This is a genomic window from Photobacterium arenosum (genome assembly GCF_014841115.1).
GTDB lineage: Bacteria > Pseudomonadota > Gammaproteobacteria > Enterobacterales > Vibrionaceae > Photobacterium > Photobacterium arenosum.
On sequence record NZ_JACYTP010000015.1, the window covers coordinates 63,120 to 88,981 of the forward strand.

Here is a 25,862-nt window from a genome sequence, read left to right on the forward strand (position 1 = left end):
ATGATGATGAACCAATCTTTTGTAACAGAACTCAACCGCTTTTCGGACCACTACATCAAGCCGTATATCGTGCAATGGGAAGCGGCAGGCGAGTACCCGCAGGAGCTGCACAGTATGGCGGGCAGCGAAGGGATATTGCGGTTAGGCCATAGCGACAAAGACAGCCTCTTTCGCGATACCGACAGTGCCGTGGCGCTGGTGGAAACCCTGACCGCCGGCGGCAGCCAGGGTCTGGCCATGGGGCTGGCGTCTTACCTGGTCAGCTTAAGTGCGCTGCACCAGCATAACGATGGCCGGTTTGATGCCGTGATTGAACAGGTACTCGATGGCGACGCCACCATTTCGCTGGCGATCACTGAACCTCAGGCCGGGTCGGATATTGCTGCGATCACTACTCAGGCGGTGCCGTCGGCGCAACAGGATGAGTTCCTGATTACGGGAGAGAAAAGCTATATCTGTGGCGGTTTGCATGCGAACTATTTTGTGGTGCTGGCGAAGTACGGCGATCGGGCAACAGGCCAGCAAGAGATGGGGCTGTTTCTGGTCGAGCGGGAGCCAGGTACTGTGTCCGGAGAGCGAATTCCCACCCTGGGCTGGCAATGTCTGGACGTGTCGAGCGTCAGGCTGGAGATGGCCAGAGGCCGTCTGATTGCCGGCAGTCAGGCCTGCTTCGGCACACTGAAGATGATGCTGAAAAAGGAGAGGATCAATCTGGCCGTTATGGCAAACAGCGACGCCAGAAGCCTGCTGGACGACAGCCTGATTTTTGCCCACAAGCGCCAGGTTCACGGTGCGCCGCTGCACAATAAACAGGCCATATTGCACCATCTGGCTGAGATGCAATTGCAGATTTCAGCCACCAGCGCCCTGGTCGCACAAAGTGTGGCCGCGCTGAGAGAAGAGCGCCTGACGGATGAGGCCGCTTGTGTCACTAAGGTCAATGCCACCCGTGCCCTGGATCTGGTATCCAGCCTTGGGGTACAGATTTTCGGCGCCCGGGGCTGTGAAAGGGGGTATTTGCCGGAACGGGTCTTTCGCGACGCCAAAATCCTCTCATTAGGCGGCGGCACCACGGAAGTGTTACAGAACATCATAGGTAAATCACTGATCCATTCTCTGACCAAATAGGAAGAACCATGACTTATTCTGCACAATCGGCGCCATTAAGTGCCTATTCTCAGCTGTTGTCTGAGGCATTAATTAACCACAACTACCAGCAGTTTTGCGGCATTGAGGTGGTAACACAGACCCCTGAGTACTGCAAAACGCGGCTGACGGTCACTGAGCAGATTGATAACCTGAGCCAAACCCTGCACGGCGGGGTGATCTACTCCATGATGGATGTCACCAGCATGCTGGCGACCATCGCTACCCTGGATGACGGGGAGTACGCCATCACCAATAATTTTTCCGCCAATATCATGTCAGCGACCAAGCGCGGCGAGACGGTAGAATTTGAAGCCCGCATTACCCGCAATGGCCGCAACCTGCTGTTCAGCCATTGTGAGGCTTACAAAATTAATGCATCCGGCGCGCGCAGCCTGATAGCGACGGCTCAGCTCAGCAAGTTCAAGCGCCGTCAGGCTTTGACCACAACAGCAGAGGTGGCGGCATGAAGCAAAAGATGCTCTCTTTGGGCACACTGGCCGGCGCTCTGGCGGCTACTCTCAGCGCCAGCGTCGCCACAGCCCAGGCAGCACCGCTGAAATCGCCCTCCATTGGCGTGATTCAGCTTGTCGACCCGCTGGACAGACCAAAAGACGGCTTTTGCCTGGATGTGATTGGCTACAGCCCTTATGAGCGGTTGGATCTGCCTTTAATCGCCCATAACTGCAAAAACGGGTTATTCCGGGATCAGGCCATGTCGTTGCTGAAAAGCGGGGAAATTTATCTGCCGGCCTATAAAAAGTGCCTCACTGCCATTGCGCCGCATACTCAGGCCCTGCCGGGTACCGCACTGATGGCGCGAGATTGCGGTGAACATTCCGACTTTCTACAGGCGCAGCCGCTGCAGAAATTTCAGTGGAGCGATGACGGGGAAGTCCGGCTGACAGGCTCTGAGTTGTGTCTTGCGGTGGGAGAGCAATCCGATCAGACCTCATCCCCGCTGCATCGCTGGCGGCCCCTGTCGCTGCAGTCCTGTCAGATCAAAGACACCCGGCTGGCCCGCTGGCAGTTTATTGACAAGTCATGATGCGGGTTCCGCTGTGGTGGCTTGTCTGGTGTACCGTTTTTACTATCCCTCCGGGTTGGGCCGCAGTCAGTAACAGCGCCAGCCCGAAAGCTTTTTTGTCCGATATATCCTGCCGCCCTTTTTCCGTTCTGAACAGCTGTCCGTCTGTTCGATTATCCGCTTTGGCTGTCTGCCTGCTTGTTCCCCCTGTGCGTTTGTTCACTTGGGTTGTCTGTACTCTCCATTTCCCTTTTCGCTGTCTGCCGTGAAGCGCAGGCAACGGAGCTGAATCGGTATAGTTATCTGGCTACTGAGCACTGCTTTTTTTCAGCCCGCAAGCAAGGTTAGCGCTTTTTTTGCATTCCTTTTTGCTTTCATTGCTGTCAGTGGTTTGCTTTTAAATTATTAAAAATCAGTTACTTATTTGGTTGTTTGAAATAATTCGATATCAATGCGCCACTCTTTTCAATTTTTTTATCAGGCGGGGGCTCCTAATATCAGTTTCGAGCTTAACGAACAGCAAGCAATGCCTGGCCAGGCTTTAGAGAACAGTTAGCAAGATAACCCAAAGGAAACGAAGCTATGTCTAAAGTAACGATTGAATTTTTTCACGATGCAGTCTGTGGCTGGTGTTATGTCCTGAGCCCACGGCTGCGCAAGCTGGTTGAACGTGCCGATGTCGAAGTCAAACAACGCTGCTTTGTCCTGCAACGTAATGATGAGGAAATGGTGCAGCGCTTTGGCTCTCTGGCGGCGGCCAAATCTGAAATCCTCAACCACTGGGTTGCCTGCCAGCAAAGAGCGGATGATCCGACCCGCTTTAATATTGAAGGCATGCGTGCTCAGCCATTTTCGTACCCGAGCGGTTATCTGGCGGCACTGGGCGCCAAAGCGGCTGAGTTGCTTGGCAATTCTGACACCCACTGGGATTACTTCGATGAAATCCAGCGCCTGCACCTGAAAGTGAACGATAACATTGGCGACCGTGAAGTCATTATCGCCGCGGCGAGCAACATTGGCCTGGATACGGCGGCCTTTACCAAAGCGCTGGACAGCGATGAAGTTCGCCAGGCGGTAGAAGCCGATCTCAATCGAGCCAGAGAGTTTAACCTGCGCAGTATTCCAAGCCTGATTGTCAACGGCGAGCATGTGGTGACTGACACCCTGACCAACGAACAAATCGATCAGCTGTTTTTGCAATAACACCAGAGATAGTCCGGATAACCGGAAAACCTGACAGATTTCTAATTACATTTAAGTGAGATAGCACAATGACGACAAAAGTACTGGTTCTATATTATTCAAGCTATGGGCATGTTGAAACAATGGCGCACGCAGTGGCAGAAGGGGCCAAGAGTGTCAGTGATGTACAGGTCGACGTTAAGCGCGTGCCTGAACTGGTGCCGGAAGAGATTGCCCGTCAATCCGGTATTCAGCTGGATCAGCTGGCCCCGATTGCCGAGCCTGGCGAGCTGGCGAATTACGATGCCATTATCTTTGGTACGCCGACCCGCTTCGGTAACATGGCGGCTCAGATGCGTAACTTCCTCGACCAGACCGGTGGGTTATGGTTTGAGAAGAAACTGGTTGGCAAAGTCGGCAGCGTGTTTACCTCAACCGGTACCGGCGGCGGCAATGAAACCACCTTGCAGTCATTCCATACCACTTTGTTTCACCATGGCATGGTAGTGGTGGGTCTGCCTTACACGGCCTCTGAGCTGACTGATCTGTCGGAAGTCAAAGGCGGTTCTCCGCTGGGCGCGGCCTGTATCGCAGGCGGTGACGGCTCGCGTCAGCCTTCGTCCAAGGAACTGTCGATGGCCCAATTCCAAGGCCAGCATGTGGCTAAGCTGGCCAAGAAACTCAGCCAGTAATCTTAACTGACCCAGGATGGCGGCCGCTTGTCAAAAAAGGCGGCCAGCCCCTCCTGCCCTTCCTCAGAGACGCGGATATCGGCAATGCGCTGCGCAGTCTCAGCAATCAGTTCTGCATCAATCGGTCGGCCGGAAACATCGGAAATCAACTGTTTGGCCGCTATCAATGCCTGAGGTGAATTCTTCAGGATCTGCGTCAGCAACTGCTCAGCCACCTGTTCCGGTTCATCGCTGATTTGGTGAACCAGCCCCAGACGCAGGGCATCTTCAGCATCAAACACTTCAGCGGTCAGAAAATAGCGACGGGCCTGAGATTCCCCCATCGCCCTGATCACATAGGGGCTGATCACCGCCGGAATAAGGCCCAGCTTCACTTCGCTGAGGCAGAAAGCGGCATTACGGGCTGCTATCACAATGTCGCTGCAGGCGATCAATCCCAGTGCGCCGCCGTAGGCTGCCCCCTGAACCACAGTGATCACCGGCATTCGGGCGCTATTGAGTGTGCTCATCAGGGCCGCGAGCTGCGCGGAGTCCGCCAGATTGGCTTCCCGTGAGTTATTGGCCATCGATTTCATCCAGGCGAGATCGGCACCGGCTGAAAAATGTTTGCCGCGGCCGGATAACAAAATAGCTTTCGCCTGTTCCTGATGGGCCCGGTCGATCATGGCGATCAGGCCGGCGATCACTTGTTCGTTCAGCGCATTATGCACCTGCTCGCGGCTAAGCTGGATGTGGGCACAGCCACGTTGGTCAAGCTGATACTCAATAGTCATGTTTTCTCCCTTCCGTGATGTTGTTTTTCTATGGCAGGCCGACAGCAGATGCCGTAGCTGCATAGATCGAGTTCACAATTTCATTTTTATTCATTGTGTTGCTAATCGTTAAGTTGCACTATAACTTGGTTTTCAGTCAATGTTCAGCAAATGTTCAGCAAATAAAAAAACATAACGAGAGTGAGTGGGTTAGAGGGATATCAATCATGTCAGCGCGCGTAACCTTAGAAATGTGGCGGGCTTTTATTGCGATTGCCGAGCAGGGCAGCGCAATGAAGGCGGCCCAGAAATTGAATAAAAGCCAGTCGGCTGTGTGTCACAGCATCAAGAAAATGGAGTCCTTACTGGGGCATTCACTGTTTATCGTCGAAGGCAGAAAATCTACCTTAACGGATCTGGGACACAGTCTGTTACCGCGGGCACAAAGTTTACATAACAATGCAACCCAGATTGAAGCGCTGGCCTCGAAATACCAGGGGCAGCTGATGACAGAAATCAATGTGGCTGTGGATGTTCTGCTGCCGTTCGATTTTATTCAGAGCGTGTTTGAGCGCTTTTATCAGGCCTATCCAATGGTTTCGATACGGGTATTTGAAACCTCGTTATCCGGTGCCGGGCAGTTGATGGAGTCGGGCAGCGTGTCGCTGGCAATTGCCGGCCGTCTTCCCAAAGAAACCGTGCTGGAACCCCTGGCTGAGATCGAACTGCTTTGTGTCTGCGCCCCTTCTTTTCCGCTGGCAACAGAAACTCAGGTATTTCAGCCGGAGCTCAAACGTTATCGCCAGGTGGTGATCCGTGATTCAGGCAATCAGAATGTGGACAGTGGCTGGCTGGGATCCCACCAGCGACTGACGGTCAGCAGCCTGACGGCAGCGATGGCGTCGGTCGAGCAGGGGCTGGGGTTCGGCTGGTTACCCGCGCACAGTATTGCCGATAAGCTGGAGGACGGTGATTTGGTACCGGTTGATCTGACCAAAGGGAAAAGCCGGGTGGTCAGGCTGCAGCTGGGGATGAGCCCGGATCAGGCCCATGTGGGGGAAGTGAATACCCTGTTCGAGCTGTTCAGCAATCTGAAAACGATGATGGTATCCCCTCTGAGTCCTGCCCTGGTGTGAGAAATCATTATTGAAGCATCTCAGGCTGACGTGCAACGTCGGCCTTTTTATTGTCTGAACAGTCAGGAACGCATAGAAATTAGCCAATAAGTTATGCACTATGGAGGGATGAGAGACTAAGGAAAGTTGATATGCATATTCAGGATTTAAAACACCACACCGAGTCGGCATCACTGTATATCGCAAACTGGCACATTGAACCGGGCCAGCACTGGGGGATATTTTCCACCCACAGTCATGCCGCTTCGCTGCTGGTCAGAATGTTCAGTGGCGAACTGACGCCGCAACAAGGCCAGATCCATGGTCTGCCGCAATCTGTTGCCTGTATTTCATTGCATGAACAGCAAAGGCTGCTTGATCTGGAATTGGACAAAGACGAGACCGATTTTTCCGACAGCATTGATTACGGCACCACGGTCGAAGCTCTGGTGCTGGAAGCCGGGTGCAGCGCAGCGGAGCTGGAAGCGCTGCTGGCAAAGACAGATCTCACCCGGCTCAGGCAGCGGGGATTTCGTCAGCTATCTACCGGTGAGACCCGCAGGGTGATGCTGGCACGCGCGCTGGCAACCAAGCCAGCATTGCTGATTTTAGATGAGCCCTATGCCGGTCTGGATGTGCAGCACCGTCAGGCTTTGTCGCAGTTGCTCGATGAGCTGTCGCAACAGATGCAACTACTGATAGTGACTTCGCGGGAAGATGAGTTGCCGCCGTTTATCAGCCATGTTGCGTTGTTTGACGAGAAGCAGCTGTCGCAGGTGCTCAGCCGTGATGCCTGGTTGTCGCACCCTGTGATGGCGCAGATGAAAGCCTTGTCCGCGCAAAAAAGTGACGCCATGCTGGCCTTGCTACAGGCCCATCAGGCGGAGCATGATTACCCCAACCCCTTGGTTTCAATGCGGGATGCCAAAGTGGAATACGTGGGGAGCAGGATTTTTTCCGGCGTAAACTGGCAGATAGAGCAAGGCCAGCACTGGCAGGTTCGTGGCCCGAACGGGTGCGGGAAAAGTACGTTACTGGGACTGGTGCTGGGGGATCATCCGCAGTGCTACAGCAACGATGTGACCGTGCTGGGCATGAAGCGCGGCAGTGGCGAGACTATCTGGGACGTGAAAAAACATATTGGTGTGGTCTCTTCGGCCTTGCACCTGCAATACCGCGTCGGTTGTCCGGCGCTGGATGTACTGCTGTCAGGGTTTTACGACTCCATCGGCTTGTATCAGCAGCCGAGCAAGCGCGAAGTGCTGCTGGCCCGTGAATGGCTGGGGCTGCTTGAAATGGCGGAGTTTGAAAAAGTCAGTTTCCGTGAGCTGGATTATGGTCAGCAAAGATTGCTGCTGATTGGTCGTGCCCTGATCAAACAACCTGCTTTACTGATATTGGATGAGCCGTATCAGGGGCTGGATTATCTCAATCGCAAGCTGGTGTATCAGGCCTTAAATCGTATAGCCTCAGCGAAGATCAGCCAGTTGCTCTACGTGACGCATCATGAAGAAGATGCTTTAGAGGCGATTAAGCATTTTGTTGATTTTATCGACGATCCTGAGGGGGGCTACCGGGTGAACATTTATTCCTCTGCATAAAAGTGAAATGCTGAACCCTGACATGCCGGTACAAGGTTCAGCTGAAAAATTGCCTGAAAAGCTGTACGTGTTTTTTGTCGTTTAAAATCATTGCTTTAAAATGATTTTTTAACTTTTCCATTTAAGATGTGATTTTGAGCAGCAAAATGCTGACAGTGAGGCAAAAAGCCGTACCAGAGGGTTGTTGTGTGATTTTTGTTAGCCATGGGCCGTCGTTAACCGTGACTGGGTTCACCAGGGAAAAAGCCGGAAAAGCTGTACGCTTAACGATCTCATTTAAAATCAATTAGTTAAGTTTATTTAATGTTGTCTTAATTAGTAAGTTCTGATTAAGCGCATAAAAAAGCTGTTCTAAAAGGTAAAAGCTGTTTCATCATAACGGTCTTGTCTTAATGGCTTTGCTAAACTCTGCCCGCCACTGAAAAAGACGGCATCAGCGTCATATGGAAAATAACTGAAAAAGCTGTACGAAATTTAAAATTGTTTATTATCAGTATCTTATCTGTATTTTCAGGCGGGCATTGCAGAGAGGGCTAACAGCGGTCAGCTTATTGGTGTTTTTGTCGGAAAAGTCTGTACTGGCTGCCCCTGGGTGTCAGAGGCAGCTTATCGCGATTTAAACCGTTATTGCTGCTGCTGACGGCGCTTTTTAGCCGCGTGTTTTTCTATGTACTCGATGATCATACCGGCAATGTCTTTGCCGGTGGCATGCTCAATCCCTTCCAGGCCCGGCGATGAGTTCACTTCCATGATCAGCGGCCCGCGGTTGGAGCGCAGCAAGTCAACACCCGCCACATTCAGCCCCATGGCTTTTGCCGCCGCCACCGCGGTGCGGCGCTCTTCCGGAGTAATACGCACTAAGGAAGCACTGCCGCCGCGATGCAGGTTGGAGCGGAATTCTCCCTCGGCGGCCTGGCGCTTCATTGACGCGATCACTTTGTCACCCAGTACGAAGCAGCGGATATCGGCACCGCCGGCTTCTGCAATGTATTCCTGAATCATGATGTTGGCTTTCAGGCCCATGAAAGCTTCAATCACACTTTCCGCGGCTTTCTGGGTTTCTGCCAGCACCACACCTATACCTTGTGTGCCTTCCAGCAGTTTGATCACCACAGGCGTCCCGCCGACCATTTTGATCAGATCTTTGACATCGTCAGGTTTGCTGGCAAAACCGGTGATCGGCATACCGACGCCTTTGCGGCTCAGCAACTGCAGGGAGCGCAGTTTGTCCCGCGAACGCGAAATCGCAATCGACTGGTTGATGGAAAAGACATTCATCATTTCAAACTGACGCAGCACAGAACAGCCGTAAAAAGTAATGTCGGCCCCGATGCGCGGAATGATGGCATCAATACCGACCACATCATGACCTTCAAAATGAATGGAAGGTTGCACCGAATTGATATTCATGTAGCAGCGCAGGGCGTTAATGACCACGGCTTCATGGCCCCGTTGTTCGCAGGCTTCGCGCAGGCGTCGGGTGGAATACAGGTTTGCGTTCTGGGACAAAATGCCAATTTTCATCGTGTTCTCGTCAAAAAGCTGGAGGAATCCGAGCAAAGGGGCTGGCAACCTTAGAATTTCTGCTCGGTAAAACGGACGCAGAATATGCCCTGAAAGTGACCAAGAATCGAGAGGTTGGACCATGATCTCTTTTAATGGTGACGAGAAGAAAATTTACTCAACAAGGGAAGGCAGAAGATAAGCGGGCTGGAAAGCTCCCCTGAGACCAAAGGGGGAAAGGTCTCAGGGGAGAGTTTAATTATTTCAGCACTTTCGGGTTGGACGTGCCCCACAGGGTATAGATTTCAGACAGGATCCGGCCTGAATGGTCTTCCGTTTCGCCAATGGTGATTTCGTCGCGGCCCTGACGGCCGAACAGCACCACTTCATCGCCAGGCTTCACGCCTTTGATATCTGTGATGTCGACCATAGTGGTGTTCATGGACGTTGAACCCAGCACTTTGGCACGCTGACCGTTGATCAGCACTTCACCGACACGGCTCATTGAGCGCGGGAAGGCATCAGAGTAACCGATCGGCAGGTTGGCCAGCACAGAATTGCGTTCCAGCGTTTCCGTCTTGCTGTAACCTATGGTTGAGCCTTTTGGCAGGCGGTGGATGGATGCGACCTGGGTCTTGAACGACACAATGCGCTTGTACTCAGGGAACGCCGGTGTGGTGTCACCGTACAGGGCGCCGCCGGTACGAACCATGTCCAGCTGAGCTTCAGGCACCATCAGAGTGGTGAAAGAGTTGGCTACGTGCAGCAGGACATCATCACGTTCCAGATCCGTGTGCTTGATGATCCACTGGCTGTCTTGCTTGAACTGGTGCAGACCGTCACGGATTTCATTCAGATCTTCGGTCGGGAAGTGGGTCATGATGCCCACTATCTGCAGATGTCGGGTATTGACAATCTTTCTGGCTTCTTTCTTCCCGTGTTTGGTGCGCATTTCCAGACCGTTACGGCCCATGCTGGCAGAGTTCAGTGCCAGATGTACCGGGATCACAGTGCCGTGCTGGCGCGCAATGCGGGCAATAATTTTTGCCTGCTGCTTGGTGCCGATCAGCTCTTCCAGTCCCAGATCAACAGCGGTTTCAATCTCAGAAGGGGTCGCCGCACGCAGGCGCATCAGGCGGCCGTTAAAGCCCATCTCACGGATCAGTCGGGCTTCCGCGTTGCTGGTGATCCCTACACAAGGAATGCCGCTTTGCATCACAGAAGGCAGCAGATTGGCAATGCCGTTCCCGTACGCATCGGCCTTCATGACGGCACAGATGTCGGTGTTGCTGCCAACATGGTTTTGCAGATGCGCAATGTTTGACTCAAACGCCGCCTTGTCAACTTCCACCCAGGCATTGGCTGTCTGAACGTCTTCCATGGTGTGTGCCTGCTCAATGCTTGGCAGCATTGGCGCAGCAGTCGCATGCATTGAAGCGGAAGTGGTCCCCATCATGGCGAGGGCAATCAGTGAGAATTTAAAGTTTTTCATTATAAGTCTCTGTTGTTATTACAGGTTACAGGGTGAATTGACTGACGATCTGATGCAGCGCATTGGCGCGGCGTTTCAGTTCATCAACCCCCTGCTGGGCTTCCAGGGTGGACAGGCGGTTTTCTTCCGCGCTGTCACTCAGGGAAGCGACATTGCGAGACAGATGATCTGAGGCGTGAGCCTGCTCCTTGACCGAACCGGCGATTTCTTCCATGCCGGAACTGACCGCTGAGATTTCCTGGTTAAAGGAACTGAGGGATGCGTTGGCTTGATCGGCATGCTGCACACTGTTGTCGACCCGGTCGACGGCGTGCTGCATGGTTTGCGTGGTATCGCTGGTGTCGGTCTGAATCGAGCGGATCATAGTACTGATCTCTACCGTCGCTTTGGCGGTACGCTCTGACAACTGACGGACTTCATCGGCGACAACGGCAAAGCCGCGGCCCTGCGCACCGGCACGTGCGGCTTCAATGGCCGCATTGAGTGCCAGCAGGTTGGTTTGATCGGCGATATCTTTAATGACTTCGACAATGGAGTTGATTTCACTGGCTCGGTTGTCGAGTTGCTGCAGTTTGTCAGCCACAGTATTGGTTTCCAGCTGGACAGACTGCATACCACGTACTGCGTTATCAATGGCTTCAACGGTATTTTGGGTCAGCAGTTCGAACTGGCCCATTTGCTGGTTAGCATTATCAACAATCTCAGTGATGCTCTGTGCGCTGGCCGCCAGCTCTTCAATGGCGGTGGCACTGCTGCCGACATGTTCTGACTGGGTCATTGAGCGATCTGTCACGGCGCGGATCAGGGTGTCGAGCTGGGCGCTGGTGGCTGCCACACTGTCGGACGATTGCTGCACTTCCAGCATCCGCTGGCGCAAGGCGGCCATAAAGATATTGAAGGAATCGGACATTTCGCCGATTTCATCCTGGCTGCGGACTGTCACACGCTGGTTCAGATCCCAGTTGCCGTTTGCCAGTGAACGCAGCACCTGATTGAGGCCATTGACCGGGGTGACGATCAAGTTGGCAATCATGCGTGCCGCTATCACTGTCAGTACCAGGAACACGGCCGCTATTATAAAGGTTTTCTTCAGCGCTTCGGTTTTGACTTCTTCGATGTCTGTCAGTTTGACATCTATGCCGATGACATGGAGATCGCCTTTATCGCCGCGAAAAGGCACAAAGATAGAGCGGTACATGCCGTATTCGCCCTGATAACTCTGATATTGGGTTTGCTCGGTACGGAAGGCTTCGTACAGCATTTCCGGCACTTTCAGGTATTGCTCCAGATACCAGTTCTTATAGCGGCCGCTTTTCCACTCATTCTCATCCCGGTTGATATAGGTGTAGTACACCTGGCCGCCGCGACGCACGGTTGAGTAGGCCCATTCCAGCTTAGCGCCTTGGGTAAAGTGGGTCAGATGGGCTGAAATGTCGTCATACAGGGCATCATCACGGCCGGCTTCCTCATTGGGCAGATCGCCGATGAGCTGTTCCACGGCCTGAGCAGCAGTGTTCAGTTCTGTATCAATACTGCTCATCGCTGAATTGACCAGGGTGTGATAAGAAATCGCAGACAGAGCCGCGATGATAATAAGCGCGATGGCTGTGAACAGCATCGAAAGCTTGGTTTTAAGATTCCAATTGGCAGTCATGACTTTTTCCGAATGCTAGTGAGTGATATGAATCACAAAAATATGCAATACGAGAGTATTCGGCGGCCAGTCTAATGACATTATTAACACTTTCAAACGCTAATAAGTGATTAATTTTATTTGTTTTTATTTTGTATGATTAATATTTTTCAGTTGTATGTGCTATTGATCGTGATGTGAAGAAAAGGTTGTACTTTTTCGGCAGGACGCGTCCCTGGCTAAGCAGGGACTTGTGGGTCATCACCGGTGAAGACTGACGGGGAGCCGGATGGCACCACATCACAAAGCCGGTATCGGGCGTTATTCCAAATGCAGATCCAGCGGAGTTTTGCTGGTACGTCCGCCAATCTCTCGGGTCAGTTTGGGCACTAAATAACCGGACACCTTTGCTATCAGCCCGGCTATTAACACCCGGGCTTCATCATCGCTTACCATGAAATGAGCGGCGCCCTGTACTTTATCCAGCACGTGCAGGTAATAAGGCAGGATCCCGGCATCAAACAAGGCTTCGCTCAGGTTGACCAGGGCGTCAACCGAGTCGTTGACCCCCCGCAATAACACGCCCTGATTGAGCAAAGTGACGCCGGCGTCGCGCAGCGGTGCCAGTGCCGCTCTCAGCTCGTGGTTAATTTCATTGCCGTGGTTGATATGGGTGACCAGAACGACCTGGAGCCGGGTTTGTTGCAGTAACAGGCGCAACTCGGGTGTTATCCGGGCCGGGATCACCACAGGCAGGCGGGTATGGATCCGCAGCCGTTTGATATGCCCGATGGCGGCAATGCCTTCCACTAACCAGCGCAGTTCACTGTCTTTGGCCATCAGCGGATCGCCGCCCGACAGAATCACTTCATTCAGTTCAGGGTGAGCGGCAATGTAATCGAGTGCCTGCTGCCACTGGCGTTTGCTGCCCGGATTGTCCTGATAGGGGAAATGGCGGCGAAAGCAGTAGCGGCAGTTAATGGCACAGCCGCCTTTGACGATCAGCAGTACCCGGTTGCGGTATTTGTGCAGCAGGCCGGGCAGGGTATTATTCTGTTCTTCCAGCGGATCGTGTGAAAAGCCCTCGTGGACCTCAAATTCTTCGGCCAGCGGCAAAACCTGGCGTAATAAGGGGTCATGCGGGTTGCCCATTTCCATTCTGTCAACAAAGCTTCTTGGTACACGCTGCGCAAACAGCTTTCTGGCTGCCAGCCCGTTTTGCCAGGGGGCAGGGTCGATATCCAGCCGGTGAAGCAGTTCAAGCGGATCCGAGATCGCATCGGCTAATTGTTCGAGCCAGTTTTGCTCAACAGTAGCGACGTTTCGGGTTATGATGTGCGGCATGAAAAATAACTCGAAGATGTTAAGAGGAAAAAAATGGCGTCTTTCAGCACTAATGAATTCCGCGGCGGAATGAAAATTATGCTCGATAATGAACCCTGTGTCATTATCGAAAACGAATTTGTGAAGCCTGGTAAAGGCCAGGCGTTTAACCGGGTTAAAATCCGCAAACTGCTGTCTGGCAAGGTACTGGAAAAAACCTTCAAATCGGGTGATTCTGTAGAAGCTGCAGACGTTGTCGATATTGAACTGGATTACCTGTACAACGACGGTGAATTCTATCACTTCATGAACAATGAAACCTTTGAGCAAATCGCTGCTGATGTGAAGGCTGTGGGCGATAATGCGAAATGGCTGGTAGAAAACAACACCTGTACGCTGACACTGTGGAACGGTAACCCGATTGCCGTCACACCACCTAACTTTGTGGAATTGGAAGTGGTTGAGACGGATCCGGGCCTGAAAGGTGATACTCAGGGTACAGGCGGCAAACCTGCGACTCTGTCTACCGGTGCTGTGGTTCGCGTGCCGCTGTTCATTCAGATCGGTGAAGTGCTCAAAGTTGACACCCGCTCTGCGGAATACGTCAGCCGCGTGAAGTAATTCCTTCGTGTGAGCAGACAAGGGCCGCATTATGCGGCCTTTGTTGTTTTCATGCCCCGTTTTGTCTTCACCACTTTCGACTCAGATGAAAAAGACTCTCCTATGACAATGCAATGGCAACCCACAGCTGATCTGGCGAACCTGCGCCAGCGGGCCGCAATTCTGGCGTCTGTGCGTGAATTTTTCGCACATCGCGGTGTAATGGAGGTGGATACCCCGGCCATGAGCCAGGCCACAGTCACCGACATTCACCTGCATACCTTTCAGACGCAATTTGTCGGTCCCGGTTTTGCCCACGGCCAGACGCTCTATCTGATGACCAGCCCTGAATTTCACATGAAGCGATTGTTATCGGCGGGCAGCGGGCCTATCTACCAAATCTGTAAGGCTTTTCGCAACGAAGAATCCGGCCGTTACCATAACCCGGAATTTACTATGCTGGAGTGGTACCGCCCCGGGTTTGACCACCATGTGCTGATGGATGAAATGGATGCCCTGCTGCAACTTGTGCTGCAGTGTACTGCTGCCGAGCGCATGAGCTATCAGCAGGCTTTTTTACAGGTGTTGAATGTTTGTCCCCTCAGCGCCTCAATGGACGAGCTGAAACGTGCGGCTCTGGTGCTGAATCTCGGCGAGGTGGCGGCCAGTGAAACCGACAGAGACACCCTGTTGCAACTGATGTTCAGCATGGGCGTGGAGCCGGTGATCGGCCAGCAGGTGCCGGCCTTTGTGTATGATTTTCCAGCCTCGCAAGCAGCACTGGCGCGGATCAGCCCGTCTGATAGCCGTGTTGCTGAACGTTTTGAGGTGTACTTTAAAGGCATTGAGCTGGCCAACGGCTTTCACGAGCTGTCCGACGGCGATGAGCAGTTATCCCGTTTTGAAGCCGATAACGCCAAGCGGCTGACAATGGGTCTGCCGGCGCAGCCGATCGATCAGCACCTGGTTGCCGCGCTCAAGGCCGGCTTTCCCGATTGTGCCGGCGTGGCGCTGGGGATTGATCGCCTGGTGATGCTGGCACTGGGGCAGGCGCACATAGCGGCAGTGACCGCTTTTCCGGTCACTATCGCCTGAGAAAGAGGACTGTGCGCATGTCGTCAGTCACTGAGTATCAAACCGGTGCCGATCACCGCCAGTAACGCGCCCAGCCAGGCGGCGCCCGGCGGTCGGTGCCGGGTGTAGATCCACAGCAGCGGCAAAATCATGATAGGGGTGGTGGAAGATAACAGTGCCACCATACCCACATCACCGTGCTGCAGGGCAAACAGAATCAGCGTCATCCCGACGGCCATGGCCAGAAAACCATTGAGGGCAACCATACCTAGGATCGGCAGATTGATCGGCTGCAGGGGTTTGGCAATGCTGGCGCCACTGAGGCGCAGCACACTGTGGGCAGCCAATGCCGTTGCCATGCGCATCGCCGAAGCGGCCACTGGGTCCAGCGTGGTCTGCATCGCGGGTTTCGCGATAATCGCGCCCAGCGACTGACACAGTGCCGCCGTCAAGCCCAGCACCACCGCGATAGCTAAACTGCCGGTGATGGCTTCTATCTGATGCTTCTGGCTTTTCTGGCCGAATAGAATTGCCGTCACCACACCGGCAAACACCAACAGCGCCCCGACCAGCTTCCAGCCCAGTAGGGTCTCATCGAATAGCCAGATGCCGAGCAGTGCAGAGAAGACGGCATGGCAGGAAAACAACAGGCCGCCCCGGCGCGGACCAATCCGGTTGAAGCAGGCAAACAGCGCGGTATCACCGATAAAAATACCAATCAGCCCTGACAGTGCCATCACCAAAGCCAGATCCAGAGTCATACTGGCCCAGCCACCATTAACGAGCGCCATGGCGGACAGCATCACAGTAACGCAAGCCATGCGCCAGCGGCTGTAGGCAAATGCGCCGAGATGGCGAGAAGGTGTGACGGAGATTAAACTGCTGATGGCCCACAACAAAGCGGCGGCCAGCGCCAGCCATTCGTAACCCATGGATATCCTTATTCGAAAACACTGCAAGGCAGTTTGTTATGCGGAGTGGTCGCATATCATGCAGCAAAGCGGCGGAAAATGGTATCGGCGGATGATGGCAACGGCGAGCACGGCCAGCCGGACCGGGCTGACCGTGCGGGGATGAGCGGGGTTAAATCTTAAAGCGTGAGACGTCGTCGCGCATTGCTTTGGCCGCCTGATTCATACCCTGAGCGCTTTGGCTGACGTCTTGCGTCTGGGTAGCCAGGTGATCCGACACATCGCGAATCGCTTGAGTATTGCGGCTGATATCTTCACTTACCGCACGCTGCTCCTCTGCCGCGCTGGCAATTTGGGTGGCCATATCAGAAATCTCTGCGATGGACTGGGTGATCTGGCTCAGGCTGTCACTGGCGGCCTGGGCGTAATCCACACTTTGCCCGGCCAGCTCTGTGCTGGCTCCCATGCTGTCGACTGCCTGGCGGGTATTGCCTTGCAGCGTGTCTATCATGGCCCGGATCTCTTCGGTTGAATCATGAGTGCGCTGGCTCAGCACGCGCACTTCGTCGGCCACAACGGCAAACCCACGGCCCTGTTCACCGGCCCGGGCGGCTTCAATCGCGGCATTCAGTGCCAGCAGGTTGGTCTGTTCCGCAATGCCCTGAATGGTTGCCAGAATATGATTGATGTCCTGCGCATTGGCTTCCAGAGTCTGAATCACCCGGGCTGCATCCTGCACCTGATTGGCCAGCGAAACAATGGCCTCGCGGTTTTGACTGATGACACTTTGTCCCTGCGTGCAAGCGCCGGTGGAAGACTGGGCCGCGGAGGCAGTCAGCTCGGCATGGCTTGCCACTTCGGCAGCAGTGGCCGACATTTCATGGATGGCCGTGGCGATCTGGTTGATCTCATTCTGCTGGCCGTTGACCCGTTCCGAGGCCTGACGAGCCTGGTGAAACGACTGTTCGGCCTGTTCGCCCAGGGTGTGTGAGCGGGAGACTATGCCTTTGATCATCTGTTGCAGCTGGCTGAGGAACAGATTCATGTTCTCTGCCAGCTCGCCGACTTCATCCATGCGCTGGATGGCAATGCGCTGGGTCAGATCGCCGTTGCCTTGGGTCAGCGCATGCACCGAGCGATTAAGATCACTGAGCGGGCGCAGCAGGCTGTTAATGATCCAGCCAGCCAGCAGGGCAATGACAAGATACAAGAGCACTGAGGCCATCAGGGTGAAGGACAGAGTTTTCCCTATGGCTGCATACGCCAGATCTTTATCCTCGATGATTCCCACCGACCAGCCAGTACCGGCAATCGGCGAGACAAAGATCAGTTTGTCTTTCCCTTCTTGATCAAAATGAAACTCTGCGACCTGCTGGCTGCCGGTAACATTGCGGATAAAGCCAGAGGAGAGATCATTATCTAGTTGGGTTAATGGCTTACGACTCAGCGAAGTATCCTGATATGCGACCAGCGTATTGTTGCCGTCAATCAGAAAAGCGCTGCCTGCGTTGTCCAGCGTCAGGCTGAGGATTTTGTCGACAATGTGGGTGACGGTGAGATCTGCGGCCAGTACACCGCGACGTTCGCCGCTGAATGAACGGGCGAAGCTGACCACCAGGCTGCCATCAAAATCCTGATAGGGTTCGGTCAGAATCAGCTGGCTGGACTTACTCGCGTCCTGGTACCAGGGGCGGGTACGGGGATCATAGTCAGCGGGCCAGTCTTCCGTTTTATCGCCATAGGCAATGCTGCCGTCGCTGAAACCGGCATAGACAGACAAAAAATCCCCGGCGCGTTTGGTCAGCAGCAGCTCTCTGTCGATATTGTTATCGGCTGCAATCAGCGGCAGGTTGGCTAATAGCATATCGCGGCGGGCACCCAGCCAGTCGGCAATGTAATCGCTGGTGGCCCCGCCGGCGGCACGCATCTGGGCATTGACTTCGTTGGTGGTTTCGGTGCGAAGCTGGGTGACTGAAATGCCAGCCTGGATAGCACTGACTGTGGCTATGATGGCCGCAATGGCCACCTGGATTTTCATTTTTATCGTGAATTTCATACTGCAATCCCGAGTTCGTTCCCTGACTTTCTTTTGCTGTTAAAAGCGTGGGCAGAAGTAAATAGTGAGTCACTCGGAATTATCAGCGAATCTTATGTTTGCTTAATGCTTAATTGCGCAGTCCATTGTTAGGATGTGATCATGATGCCAAAATTATGCTTCCATCGGATCGAATTACATTGATAAAGCCATTAATGCTACCAGATACAGTACCGACAGGCCGCTGAGACCGACCAGTACCCCCACTTTCATCATATCGCGACTATCAATCAGGCCTGTGGAGTAGGCCAGTGAATTGGGCGGGGTTGAAACGGGAAGCACCATGCCTAACGAAGCAGAGAAGGCCAGCATGATCAGCATGGCAGTCAATCCTCCCGCCCCGGCCAGGGCGGGGACCGAAGTGGCAATCGCGGCCCCGATGGGCATCAGCAGGTTGGCAGTCGCCGTATTGGACATAAAATTGGCCATCAGCCAGCACAATACCGAGAGCAGGATCAGAATCAGCAGGGTCGGCAGGCTGGCGTAGTCAATTGCGTGGGCCAGCTGTCCGGCCAGTCCGGTCTGGTCGAGTGCCATGCCAATGGCGATCCCGCCGGTTACCAGCCACAGCACATCCCAGTTAAAGAGTTTCAGCTCTTCTTTGCCGATAATGCCTGTCAGCGCGAACACTGTCAGGGGGAGCAGGGCGACAACATAGGCATTCATTCCGTGCCAGGCCGTTGTCAGCCAGAGCACAATGGTCAGCCCGAACGTCAGGTAGACCACCCAGGCCTGCCAGCAGCGCTGAAACTGCCCTTCAAGCCGTAAATCCAGCGTGTGATGCCGGGTAGGAAAAAGTCGCTGCAGCAGCCACCATGCCAGCGCAAGCTGTACTAAAACAAACGGCAGACCAAACGCCATCCAGCCGAGAAAACTGATGCTGTGATCATCGCTCAGGTACTGTAAGGCAATGGCATTGGGCGGCGTGCCAATTGGGGTGGCAATACCGCCTGTGTTGGCGGCAACCGGTATCGCCAGTACCAGTGCTTTAATACTGCTGTCTTCTTTGGGGACTGCTGCCAGGATAGGGACCAGCAACGCCAGCATCATGACAGTGGTGGCAGTATTGGACATAAACATGGAAAAGACTGCAGTGATAAGCATCAGCCCCAGCATGATGTAGCGTGGCTGCGAGCCAAAGGGTTTTAACAGCACACGCGCCAGATTGGTGTCCAGCCGGTACTTGGCGGCGGCAATCGCCAGGGCAAAGCCACCGAGAAACAGCATGATGATAGGCGAAGCAAAAGCGTGGAAAATGTCGGTATAGGCAATGACAGCGCCCAGCGGGGTGGTGTCTGCCGGCTGACGGAAAACCAGCAGGCTCTGATCGGAGAGCATGACAAGTTGCAGCACTATGATCAGCAGGGACGTCGCATAGACAGGCACCGGCTCTAATACCCAGAGCAATGCGGCCATCACGAAAATGGCCAGTAACCTGTGCTGCACCAGCGTCAGCTCACCCAGCGGTAGTGAGGGTGTCGGGATCTGCAGCAGGGCAAAGGGCAGGCCGAAGGCAATCAGTAATTTCAGCAGTAGCGATATTTCCCGCATGTCCGGTGCTCTGTATCAAAAAGGGCACGGACAGCATAGCACTCTCAATGAGATGCATATGGCGGGTGAGATCAAAATACGCATCAAAAAAGGGACGAATTCGTCCCTTTTCTGTCAATCGCGTTAGCGGTGCGGTTAAGTGTCGCTGTTGTCTGCCATCGGCTCTGTTACTGGCTGTGCAGTCAGTCGGGCGTAGGCCTCACCCATACGGGTAGCCACATTCGGCGCCAGGTTGTCGGCAAAGGTCACCATCTCTTTCGGGAACAGGTTGATGACGGTTGACCCCAGTTTGAAACGGCCCATTTCCTGGCCTTTTTTCAGGGTGACAGCCTGCTCGCCGTCGGCCGGGTAATCCCAGCGACGGACAACGGGGCCGCGCGGCGGTGTAATAGTGCCAGACCATACAGTTTCGATGCTGCCAACGATTGTGGCCCCCACCAGTACTTGAGCAACCGGGCCGAATTCTGTATCAAAGATACAAACCACGCGCTCATTACGGGCAAACAGGTTTGGCACATTTTCAGCGGTCAGCGGGTTGACCGAGAACAGATCGCCCGGAACATAAATCATCTGACGCAGGGTGCCGTCACATGGCATGTGTACGCGGTGATAATCTCGCGGAGACAGATACAGAGTGGCGAAACTCCCGTCAGCAAATTCTTCTGCCAGCGCCTGGTCGCCGCCCAGCAGTTCAACTGCGTCGTAGTAATGACCCTTGGCCTGAATCAGCTGGCCTTTTTCAATCGGCCCCAGCTGACTGACACAGGCATCTGCCGGGTGACAGAACACCTCTGCCTCGTCGTTCAGCGGACGGGCATCGTCTTTGAGTTCGCGCACGAAGAAATCGTTGAAAGTGGCGTAAGACGCGGGATCTTCGTTACGGGCTTCTGCCATATCCACTTTGTAGCGGTTGATAAACCAACGGATCACCGCCGTGGTGACAAAGCCACCTTTCAGGTCGGCAAGTTTGCCTGCCAGGCGGGTCAGGGCATGTTTGGGCGCGCAGTATTGCAGGCCAATTTTCAGATTATCGCTCACAATAAGATTCCGATTGTTCTATAAATCAATAACTTGGTTCTTCGCCATCAATAGCGCTGACCCGGGCTGCGGATTCTACCTGATTTCAGATATGAAGTCAGGTGAGCGCACACGAAGAGGGAGCCAGTTCGCAGTTGATGACGCAGGGCCGCTTAATTTTGCTTATTTCGGGAAAACTGACGGTTAGCCACGTTTTCCGACATGCTTTCAATGATCTTGTGGTAACTGTCGAAACGCGCCTGGCTGATTTTGCCCTCGTCGAGTGCTTGCCGCAGCAGGCAGCCCGGATCGTCTTTGTGCTTACAGTCGCGGAATTTACAGCCGCCCAGGTAACGTCGAAACTCGACAAAAGCGTTAGTCACTTGCTCCGGTTCCAGGTGCCACAGTCCGAACTCCCGAACACCGGGAGAATCTATCAGATCGCCGCCTTCAGCAAAGTGGTACAGACGTGCAGCTGTGGTGGTGTGCTGGCCCAGTCCCGAGTTCTCCGACACATCGCCGATCTCTGCATCCACTTCCGGCATCAGGGCATTGACCAGGCTGGATTTTCCCACCCCGGACTGACCGGCAAAGATGTTGACGTGATCTTTCAGATCCGCTTTCAGTGCCGCTAACCCTTCCCCTGTCATGGTGCTGACGTAACGCACCTCATAGCCGATCGCTTTGTACAGCGACAGGGTGCGCTCGACCTGCTGACGGGTGCCGTCATCGAGCAAATCGACTTTGTTCAGTACAATGAGTGGCTCGATTTCAACTGTCTCGGCAGCTACCAGATAGCGGTCGATAATGTTCAGTGACAGCTCAGGCAGTACGGAAGAGACGATGATGATGCGGTTAACATTCGCTGCCACCGGCTTAACCCCATCGTAGTAATCCGGGCGGGTCAGCATCGATGTTCGCTCATGGACCGCTTCTACTACACCGGCGATGCCCTGCAGGGCTTCAACTCCGGGCCGCCAGACAACGCGATCTCCGGACACCAGGCTCTGAATACTGCGACGCAGGTTACAGCGGTGAATGGTCCCTGTTTCCGGATCTTCAATATCGGCATGCTGGCCGAATCGGGTGATCACCAAGCCTTCACGGGCATTCTCCAGCAGGGCTTCATCCCACTGGATATCTTCCATGCCCTTAGTCAGGCGCTTATTTTGGTTAGAGCGGACACGTCGGCTCTGACCTTTAGTTAACTTTTTCTTTTTTGCCACAAGAATATCGTTCTGTTTGGTTGGCTTTCATTTCAGGCTAAGTATGATACATGCTTTAGTCATCAAATAGGCAAATTCCAATGACAATCAGCGATCAGAACCTGATTTGGATCGATCTGGAAATGACAGGTCTGGATCCCGATACACACAAAATCATTGAAATTGCGACCATAGTGACCGATGCCCAGCTCAACATTCTGGCAGAGGGACCGGTACTGGCAATTCATCAACCCCAAGCCGAACTGGACAAGATGGATGACTGGTGTACCAATACACATACCCACAGTGGCCTGGTCGCCCGGGTGCAGCAAAGCCAGGTTAATGAACTGGAAGCGGTTCGTCAGACCATCGCATTTCTCGAACAATGGGTGCCCAAGGGCGCATCGCCTATTTGTGGTAACAGCATAGGTCAGGATCGCCGTTTCCTTTATAGCCACATGCCGGAATTAGAACAATACTTTCATTACAGGTACCTGGATGTCAGTACTCTGAAGGAGCTGACCCGTCGCTGGAAGCCTGAGCTGCTGAATGACTTCCACAAGCAGGGCAGTCACCTGGCGCTGGATGATATTCGCGAATCCATAGCTGAACTGCGTTTCTATCGTGAGCATATTTTTAAAATTTGATGCTTTAATGAACGGTTGGGCGGGGCGGCGGAGATTTTTACTCAGAACTATTGCATCCGCCTGTTTTCCTCGTATAATGCGCAGCCTCGAAAGGCAATAATGTTTCAGTTTGCTTTTCAGTGTTTTCGGACGCGGGGTGGAGCAGCTTGGTAGCTCGTCGGGCTCATAACCCGAAGGTCGTTGGTTCAAATCCAGCCCCCGCAACCAAAAATTTAAAGATGGTTTGGTTAATGCCAGATTATCGAAATGCGACACTAGCTCAGTTGGTAGAGCGCAACCTTGCCAAGGTTGAGGTCACGAGTTCGAACCTCGTGTGTCGCTCCAGCTTTCTTTGCTTGAAGAAAAGCGGTTGTCATCGTACCTGACGGTGAAACAATACGGACGCGGGGTGGAGCAGCTTGGTAGCTCGTCGGGCTCATAACCCGAAGGTCGTTGGTTCAAATCCAGCCCCCGCAACCAAAAATTTAAAGATGATTTGGTCAATGCCAGATTATCGAAGTGCGACACTAGCTCAGTTGGTAGAGCGCAACCTTGCCAAGGTTGAGGTCACGAGTTCGAACCTCGTGTGTCGCTCCAGCTTTCTTTGCTTAAAGAAAAGCGGTTGTCATCGTACCTGACGGTGAAACAATACGGACGCGGGGTGGAGCAGCTTGGTAGCTCGTCGGGCTCATAACCCGAAGGTCGTTGGTTCAAATCCAGCCCCCGCAACCAATTTTCTTTTTTAAGAAAATATGCGACACTAGCTCAGTTGGTAGAGCGCAACCTTGCCAAGGTTGAGGTCACGAGTTCGAACCTCGTGTGTCGCTCCAAATTCTTAGCTTGCAAAAGCGGTTGTCATCGTACCTGACGATGAAAAATGATGCGACACTAGCTCAGTTGGTAGAGCGCAACCTTGCCAAGGTTGAGGTCACGAGTTCGAACCTCGTGTGTCGCTCCAGATTCTCAGCTTGCAAAAGCGATTGTCATCGTACTAACGATGATAATTGATGTGACACTCGAACAGTGGGTAGAGCGCAACCTTGCCAAGGTTGAGGTCACGCCCGGCTCCTTGAAGATCAGGAACCTCGTGTGTCGCTCCAAATTCTTAGCTTGCAAAAGCGGTTGTCACCGTACCTGACGATGAAACGTGATGCGACACTAGCTCAGCGGGTAGAGCGCAACCTTGCCAAGGTTGAGGTCACGCCCGGTACCTTGAAGATCAGGAACCTCGTGTGTCGCTCCAAATTCTTAGCTTGCAAAAGCGGTTGTCACCGTACCTGACGGTGAAACGTGATGTGACACTAGCTCAGTTGGTAGAGCGCAACCTTGCCAAGGTTGAGGTCACGCCCGGTTCCTTGAAGATCAGGAACCTCGTGTGTCGCACCAGATTTCCTACTTGATAGGAAGATCACAGCTTAATACATTAAAAGCTGTAGAATCGCACAACCATTACTGTGAAGTAATAGTCTTTGAGGTCAGAGCTTTGCCTCGCGAGGTTCTATCGGACAAAGTCCAGGCCACCTCAAGCTTACATAAGTATCAGTAAGCTGAAATCAACATCATCCCAAATCAGTCAAGACAGCCGAAAGGTTGTTTTTTTGTCTGAAATTAAGATGCTCTGTATTCCCATACTGAGAAGTATTGGCGACCATCAATGATGACAGTCAATGTTGTTTAGCCAATATAGGCTACACTACAATCTTGTCTGCACGTCAAATCAGCCCTAAAGCACATGAGTGTTTATTCGCTTGGGTTTGCTGTTATCCAAATTAAATTCTGCATTTGCATCATCTAATGCACAGAGTTATCCACATCATTTTCTTTGTGGATAAGTCGGTTGATTAGTTGTGCTGTCCATCTGTGCATAACTCTGTGCATTTAAATATTTATCCCCATTATCAACAGAGAATTAATCTTTCAGTGTTTGTTTAACTTGTTGTTTTTTATGTATTTAATTGTGATGATTTCAAAGTTGTGAACAGGGTGATCATATAATGATCATGGTGAATAACATTCTTAAATCAAACAGCTTCAGCTTGTGCTTAATAACCAGTGTTCATAACCAAAATGGTGCAAATGAAATTGTTTTCCACATACAAAAAAGGCTGATCGGGATCGCGTTTTGTAGCCCGTGAATCACCCGCAAACGAAGGTGACGCGTGGTTACTGGTTTCAGGCGTCTCGGGGAAGTCCTTTTTCGACGATTCGGATCAGCCGCTTGGTTTTATTGGCTACGACATCCACACGGGCTTCATCCCGCCTGGTTATTTGACGATGGATTGACCAGTCAAGGTGTTCATCCAGCATACTGTCCAACCCTTTACGTTCAATCAAGGCGTTAAGCAGTGCCGGAGTGTAGGGAGCATTACCAATAGCGACACTGAGATTGCGTAGCCACTTGAGATGACCGATGCGCCGAATGGGCGAGCCTTCGGTGTTTTTCAAGAACGTGGCTTCGTCCCAGTTGAATAATGTCAGCAGATCTTGCTGATAGAGCTGAGGTCGGCAGTGGTAATCTTGTTCATCCGTGATCGCCGACTCCCGGTTGTAGGGGCACACCAGTTGGCAGTCATCGCAGCCGTAAATCCGGTTACCCATGGCTTCGCGGAATTCTTCCGGAATAGGACCATCCAGCTCTATGGTCAGGTAGGAGATACAGCGGCGCGCATCGACCACGCCGTCAGCGACAATGGCCTGAGTCGGGCAACTGGTGATACAGGCCACACACTTACCGCATTGATTGTCTACGGGCTCATCTGTGGGCAATGGCAAATCAATCAAGAGCTCACCGAGGAAGAACCAGGAACCTGCGTCCTCACTTAATATGAGGGAATGCTTGCCCGTCCAGCCTAATCCGGCTTTTTCCGCGAGCGGGCGTTCCAGGATAGGCGCTGAATCGACAAAAGGCCGGTAGCCAAAAGCACCGGTAACCTGCTCGATTTTCTGGCCCAGCTGTTTGAGGCGGTTACGGACCAGCTTATGGTAATCGCGGCCGAGGGCATAACGGCTGATATAGGCTTTTTCGGGCTGTTTCAGGGTCTGGGCAAAGCCGGCTTCCGGTGGCAGGTAATTCATCCTGACACTGATGACTCTGATCGTTCCGGGCAATAACTCAGCCGGACGAGCCCGCATCATGCCATGACGAGCCATCCAGTCCATCTCTCCGTGATAGCCGGCATCCAGCCAGCGTTGTAGCTGAGCCTCGTGCTTTGACAGGTCAACATCGCAGATACCAACATGCTGAAAACCCAGGTCTTTACCCCATTGTTTTATGTCGTTAGCGAGCTGTTGATAGTCGAGCATGATGTGGCTGCCGT

21 protein-coding genes and 9 tRNA genes are annotated in these 25,862 nt (G+C 53.1%); 19 read left to right on the forward strand and 11 right to left on the reverse strand.

Translation table 11 applies throughout. The features are described 5' to 3' along the window. From IFO68_RS18695 to wrbA, 5 genes are all read left to right on the forward strand, one after another. Positions 1 to 1,128, forward strand: a complete 1,128-nt coding sequence (locus tag IFO68_RS18695) for an acyl-CoA dehydrogenase family protein (protein ID WP_192017327.1) — start codon at positions 1 to 3, stop codon at positions 1,126 to 1,128. Positions 1,129 to 1,136: 8 nt separating this feature from the next. Further along, the gene (locus IFO68_RS18700) at positions 1,137 to 1,616 is read left to right on the forward strand and encodes a PaaI family thioesterase (RefSeq protein ID WP_192017328.1); all 480 of its coding nucleotides are present in this window, start codon (positions 1,137 to 1,139) and stop codon (positions 1,614 to 1,616) included. Then, a complete protein-coding gene (locus IFO68_RS18705; protein ID WP_192017329.1) occupies positions 1,613 to 2,194 on the forward strand; it encodes an RICIN domain-containing protein in 582 nt (193 codons plus the stop codon). Before IFO68_RS18700 ends, IFO68_RS18705 begins: the two co-directional genes overlap by 4 nt. 561 nt (positions 2,195 to 2,755) lie before the next feature. Continuing rightward, entirely contained in the window at positions 2,756 to 3,376 is a 621-nt protein-coding gene (locus tag IFO68_RS18710; RefSeq protein WP_192017330.1) for a DsbA family oxidoreductase, read from the forward strand. Between the two features lie 68 nt (positions 3,377 to 3,444). After that, a complete protein-coding gene (wrbA, locus tag IFO68_RS18715; RefSeq protein ID WP_192017331.1) occupies positions 3,445 to 4,047 on the forward strand; it encodes an NAD(P)H:quinone oxidoreductase in 603 nt (200 codons plus the stop codon). Positions 4,048 to 4,049: 2 nt separating this feature from the next. On the opposite strand, the gene IFO68_RS18720 is transcribed toward wrbA, so the two are convergent. Continuing rightward, a complete protein-coding gene (locus IFO68_RS18720) occupies positions 4,050 to 4,820 on the reverse strand; it encodes an enoyl-CoA hydratase-related protein (protein ID WP_192017332.1) in 771 nt (256 codons plus the stop codon). A 206-nt stretch (positions 4,821 to 5,026) separates the two neighbouring features. On the opposite strand from IFO68_RS18720, the gene IFO68_RS18725 reads away from it, so the two are divergent. Continuing rightward, a complete protein-coding gene (locus tag IFO68_RS18725; protein WP_225445331.1) occupies positions 5,027 to 5,935 on the forward strand; it encodes a LysR family transcriptional regulator in 909 nt (302 codons plus the stop codon). A gap of 131 nt (positions 5,936 to 6,066) precedes the next feature. Then, positions 6,067 to 7,515, forward strand: coding sequence for an ATP-binding cassette domain-containing protein (locus IFO68_RS18730; RefSeq protein WP_192017333.1), 1,449 nt, complete (start codon positions 6,067 to 6,069; stop codon positions 7,513 to 7,515). A 624-nt stretch (positions 7,516 to 8,139) separates the two neighbouring features. Here the strand turns inward: IFO68_RS18730 and rimK are convergent. The 4 genes from rimK to epmB all read right to left on the reverse strand — a co-directional run bounded on the left by rimK (position 8,140) and on the right by epmB (position 13,487). Further along, entirely contained in the window at positions 8,140 to 9,039 is a 900-nt protein-coding gene (rimK, locus tag IFO68_RS18735) for a 30S ribosomal protein S6--L-glutamate ligase (RefSeq protein ID WP_192017334.1), read from the reverse strand. A 238-nt stretch (positions 9,040 to 9,277) separates the two neighbouring features. Next, a complete protein-coding gene (gene alr / locus IFO68_RS18740) occupies positions 9,278 to 10,510 on the reverse strand; it encodes an alanine racemase (RefSeq protein WP_192017335.1) in 1,233 nt (410 codons plus the stop codon). A 25-nt stretch (positions 10,511 to 10,535) separates the two neighbouring features. Beyond that, positions 10,536 to 12,164 (reverse strand): methyl-accepting chemotaxis protein, encoded by a 1,629-nt coding sequence (locus IFO68_RS18745; RefSeq protein ID WP_192017336.1) that lies wholly within the window; start codon positions 12,162 to 12,164, stop codon positions 10,536 to 10,538. Between the two features lie 300 nt (positions 12,165 to 12,464). Beyond that, positions 12,465 to 13,487, reverse strand: coding sequence for an EF-P beta-lysylation protein EpmB (epmB, locus tag IFO68_RS18750; RefSeq protein ID WP_192017337.1), 1,023 nt, complete (start codon positions 13,485 to 13,487; stop codon positions 12,465 to 12,467). A 33-nt stretch (positions 13,488 to 13,520) separates the two neighbouring features. Here epmB and efp point away from each other — a divergent pair, with 33 nt between their 5' ends. Together efp and epmA are read left to right on the forward strand one after the other, a co-directional pair. Then, positions 13,521 to 14,087: an elongation factor P gene (efp, locus tag IFO68_RS18755; protein WP_027254071.1), complete on the forward strand. Its 567-nt coding sequence runs from the start codon at positions 13,521 to 13,523 to the stop codon at positions 14,085 to 14,087. Positions 14,088 to 14,189: 102 nt separating this feature from the next. Continuing rightward, a complete protein-coding gene (gene epmA / locus IFO68_RS18760; RefSeq protein WP_192017375.1) occupies positions 14,190 to 15,161 on the forward strand; it encodes an elongation factor P--(R)-beta-lysine ligase in 972 nt (323 codons plus the stop codon). 23 nt (positions 15,162 to 15,184) lie between these two features. Here epmA and IFO68_RS18765 read toward each other — a convergent pair whose 3' ends face one another. The 5 genes from IFO68_RS18765 to rsgA all read right to left on the reverse strand — a co-directional run bounded on the left by IFO68_RS18765 (position 15,185) and on the right by rsgA (position 21,940). Beyond that, positions 15,185 to 16,072 carry a DMT family transporter gene (locus IFO68_RS18765; protein ID WP_192017338.1) on the reverse strand — a complete coding sequence of 296 codons (888 nt, stop codon included), beginning with the start codon at positions 16,070 to 16,072 and terminating at the stop codon, positions 15,185 to 15,187. 151 nt (positions 16,073 to 16,223) lie between these two features. Then, complete coding sequence (locus tag IFO68_RS18770; RefSeq protein WP_192017339.1) at positions 16,224 to 18,107, reverse strand: methyl-accepting chemotaxis protein; 1,884 nt, start codon at positions 18,105 to 18,107, stop codon at positions 16,224 to 16,226. Between the two features lie 174 nt (positions 18,108 to 18,281). Continuing rightward, complete coding sequence (locus tag IFO68_RS18775; RefSeq protein ID WP_192017340.1) at positions 18,282 to 19,697, reverse strand: SLC13 family permease; 1,416 nt, start codon at positions 19,695 to 19,697, stop codon at positions 18,282 to 18,284. A 135-nt stretch (positions 19,698 to 19,832) separates the two neighbouring features. Beyond that, positions 19,833 to 20,735 carry an archaetidylserine decarboxylase gene (gene asd / locus IFO68_RS18780; protein WP_192017341.1) on the reverse strand — a complete coding sequence of 301 codons (903 nt, stop codon included), beginning with the start codon at positions 20,733 to 20,735 and terminating at the stop codon, positions 19,833 to 19,835. Between the two features lie 152 nt (positions 20,736 to 20,887). After that, complete coding sequence (gene rsgA, locus IFO68_RS18785; RefSeq protein ID WP_192017342.1) at positions 20,888 to 21,940, reverse strand: small ribosomal subunit biogenesis GTPase RsgA; 1,053 nt, start codon at positions 21,938 to 21,940, stop codon at positions 20,888 to 20,890. A gap of 80 nt (positions 21,941 to 22,020) precedes the next feature. Here rsgA and orn point away from each other — a divergent pair, with 80 nt between their 5' ends. From orn to IFO68_RS18835, 10 genes are all read left to right on the forward strand, one after another. Continuing rightward, positions 22,021 to 22,566 (forward strand): oligoribonuclease, encoded by a 546-nt coding sequence (gene orn, locus IFO68_RS18790; protein ID WP_192017343.1) that lies wholly within the window; start codon positions 22,021 to 22,023, stop codon positions 22,564 to 22,566. A 130-nt stretch (positions 22,567 to 22,696) separates the two neighbouring features. After that, positions 22,697 to 22,773: transfer RNA gene (locus tag IFO68_RS18795), tRNA-Met, on the forward strand. 41 nt (positions 22,774 to 22,814) lie between these two features. Beyond that, positions 22,815 to 22,890 (forward strand) — tRNA-Gly (locus tag IFO68_RS18800). Between the two features lie 58 nt (positions 22,891 to 22,948). After that, positions 22,949 to 23,025: transfer RNA gene (locus tag IFO68_RS18805), tRNA-Met, on the forward strand. A 41-nt stretch (positions 23,026 to 23,066) separates the two neighbouring features. Further along, positions 23,067 to 23,142, forward strand: a tRNA-Gly gene (locus IFO68_RS18810). A 58-nt stretch (positions 23,143 to 23,200) separates the two neighbouring features. Further along, positions 23,201 to 23,277, forward strand: a tRNA-Met gene (locus IFO68_RS18815). 22 nt (positions 23,278 to 23,299) lie between these two features. Then, positions 23,300 to 23,375: transfer RNA gene (locus IFO68_RS18820), tRNA-Gly, on the forward strand. A gap of 52 nt (positions 23,376 to 23,427) precedes the next feature. Beyond that, positions 23,428 to 23,503: transfer RNA gene (locus IFO68_RS18825), tRNA-Gly, on the forward strand. Between the two features lie 194 nt (positions 23,504 to 23,697). Further along, positions 23,698 to 23,788: transfer RNA gene (locus IFO68_RS18830), tRNA-Gly, on the forward strand. 52 nt (positions 23,789 to 23,840) lie between these two features. Continuing rightward, positions 23,841 to 23,931: transfer RNA gene (locus tag IFO68_RS18835), tRNA-Gly, on the forward strand. 786 nt (positions 23,932 to 24,717) lie between these two features. Here the strand turns inward: IFO68_RS18835 and queG are convergent. Beyond that, complete coding sequence (gene queG, locus IFO68_RS18840; protein ID WP_192017344.1) at positions 24,718 to 25,848, reverse strand: tRNA epoxyqueuosine(34) reductase QueG; 1,131 nt, start codon at positions 25,846 to 25,848, stop codon at positions 24,718 to 24,720. Positions 25,849 to 25,862: the final 14 nt, after the last annotated feature.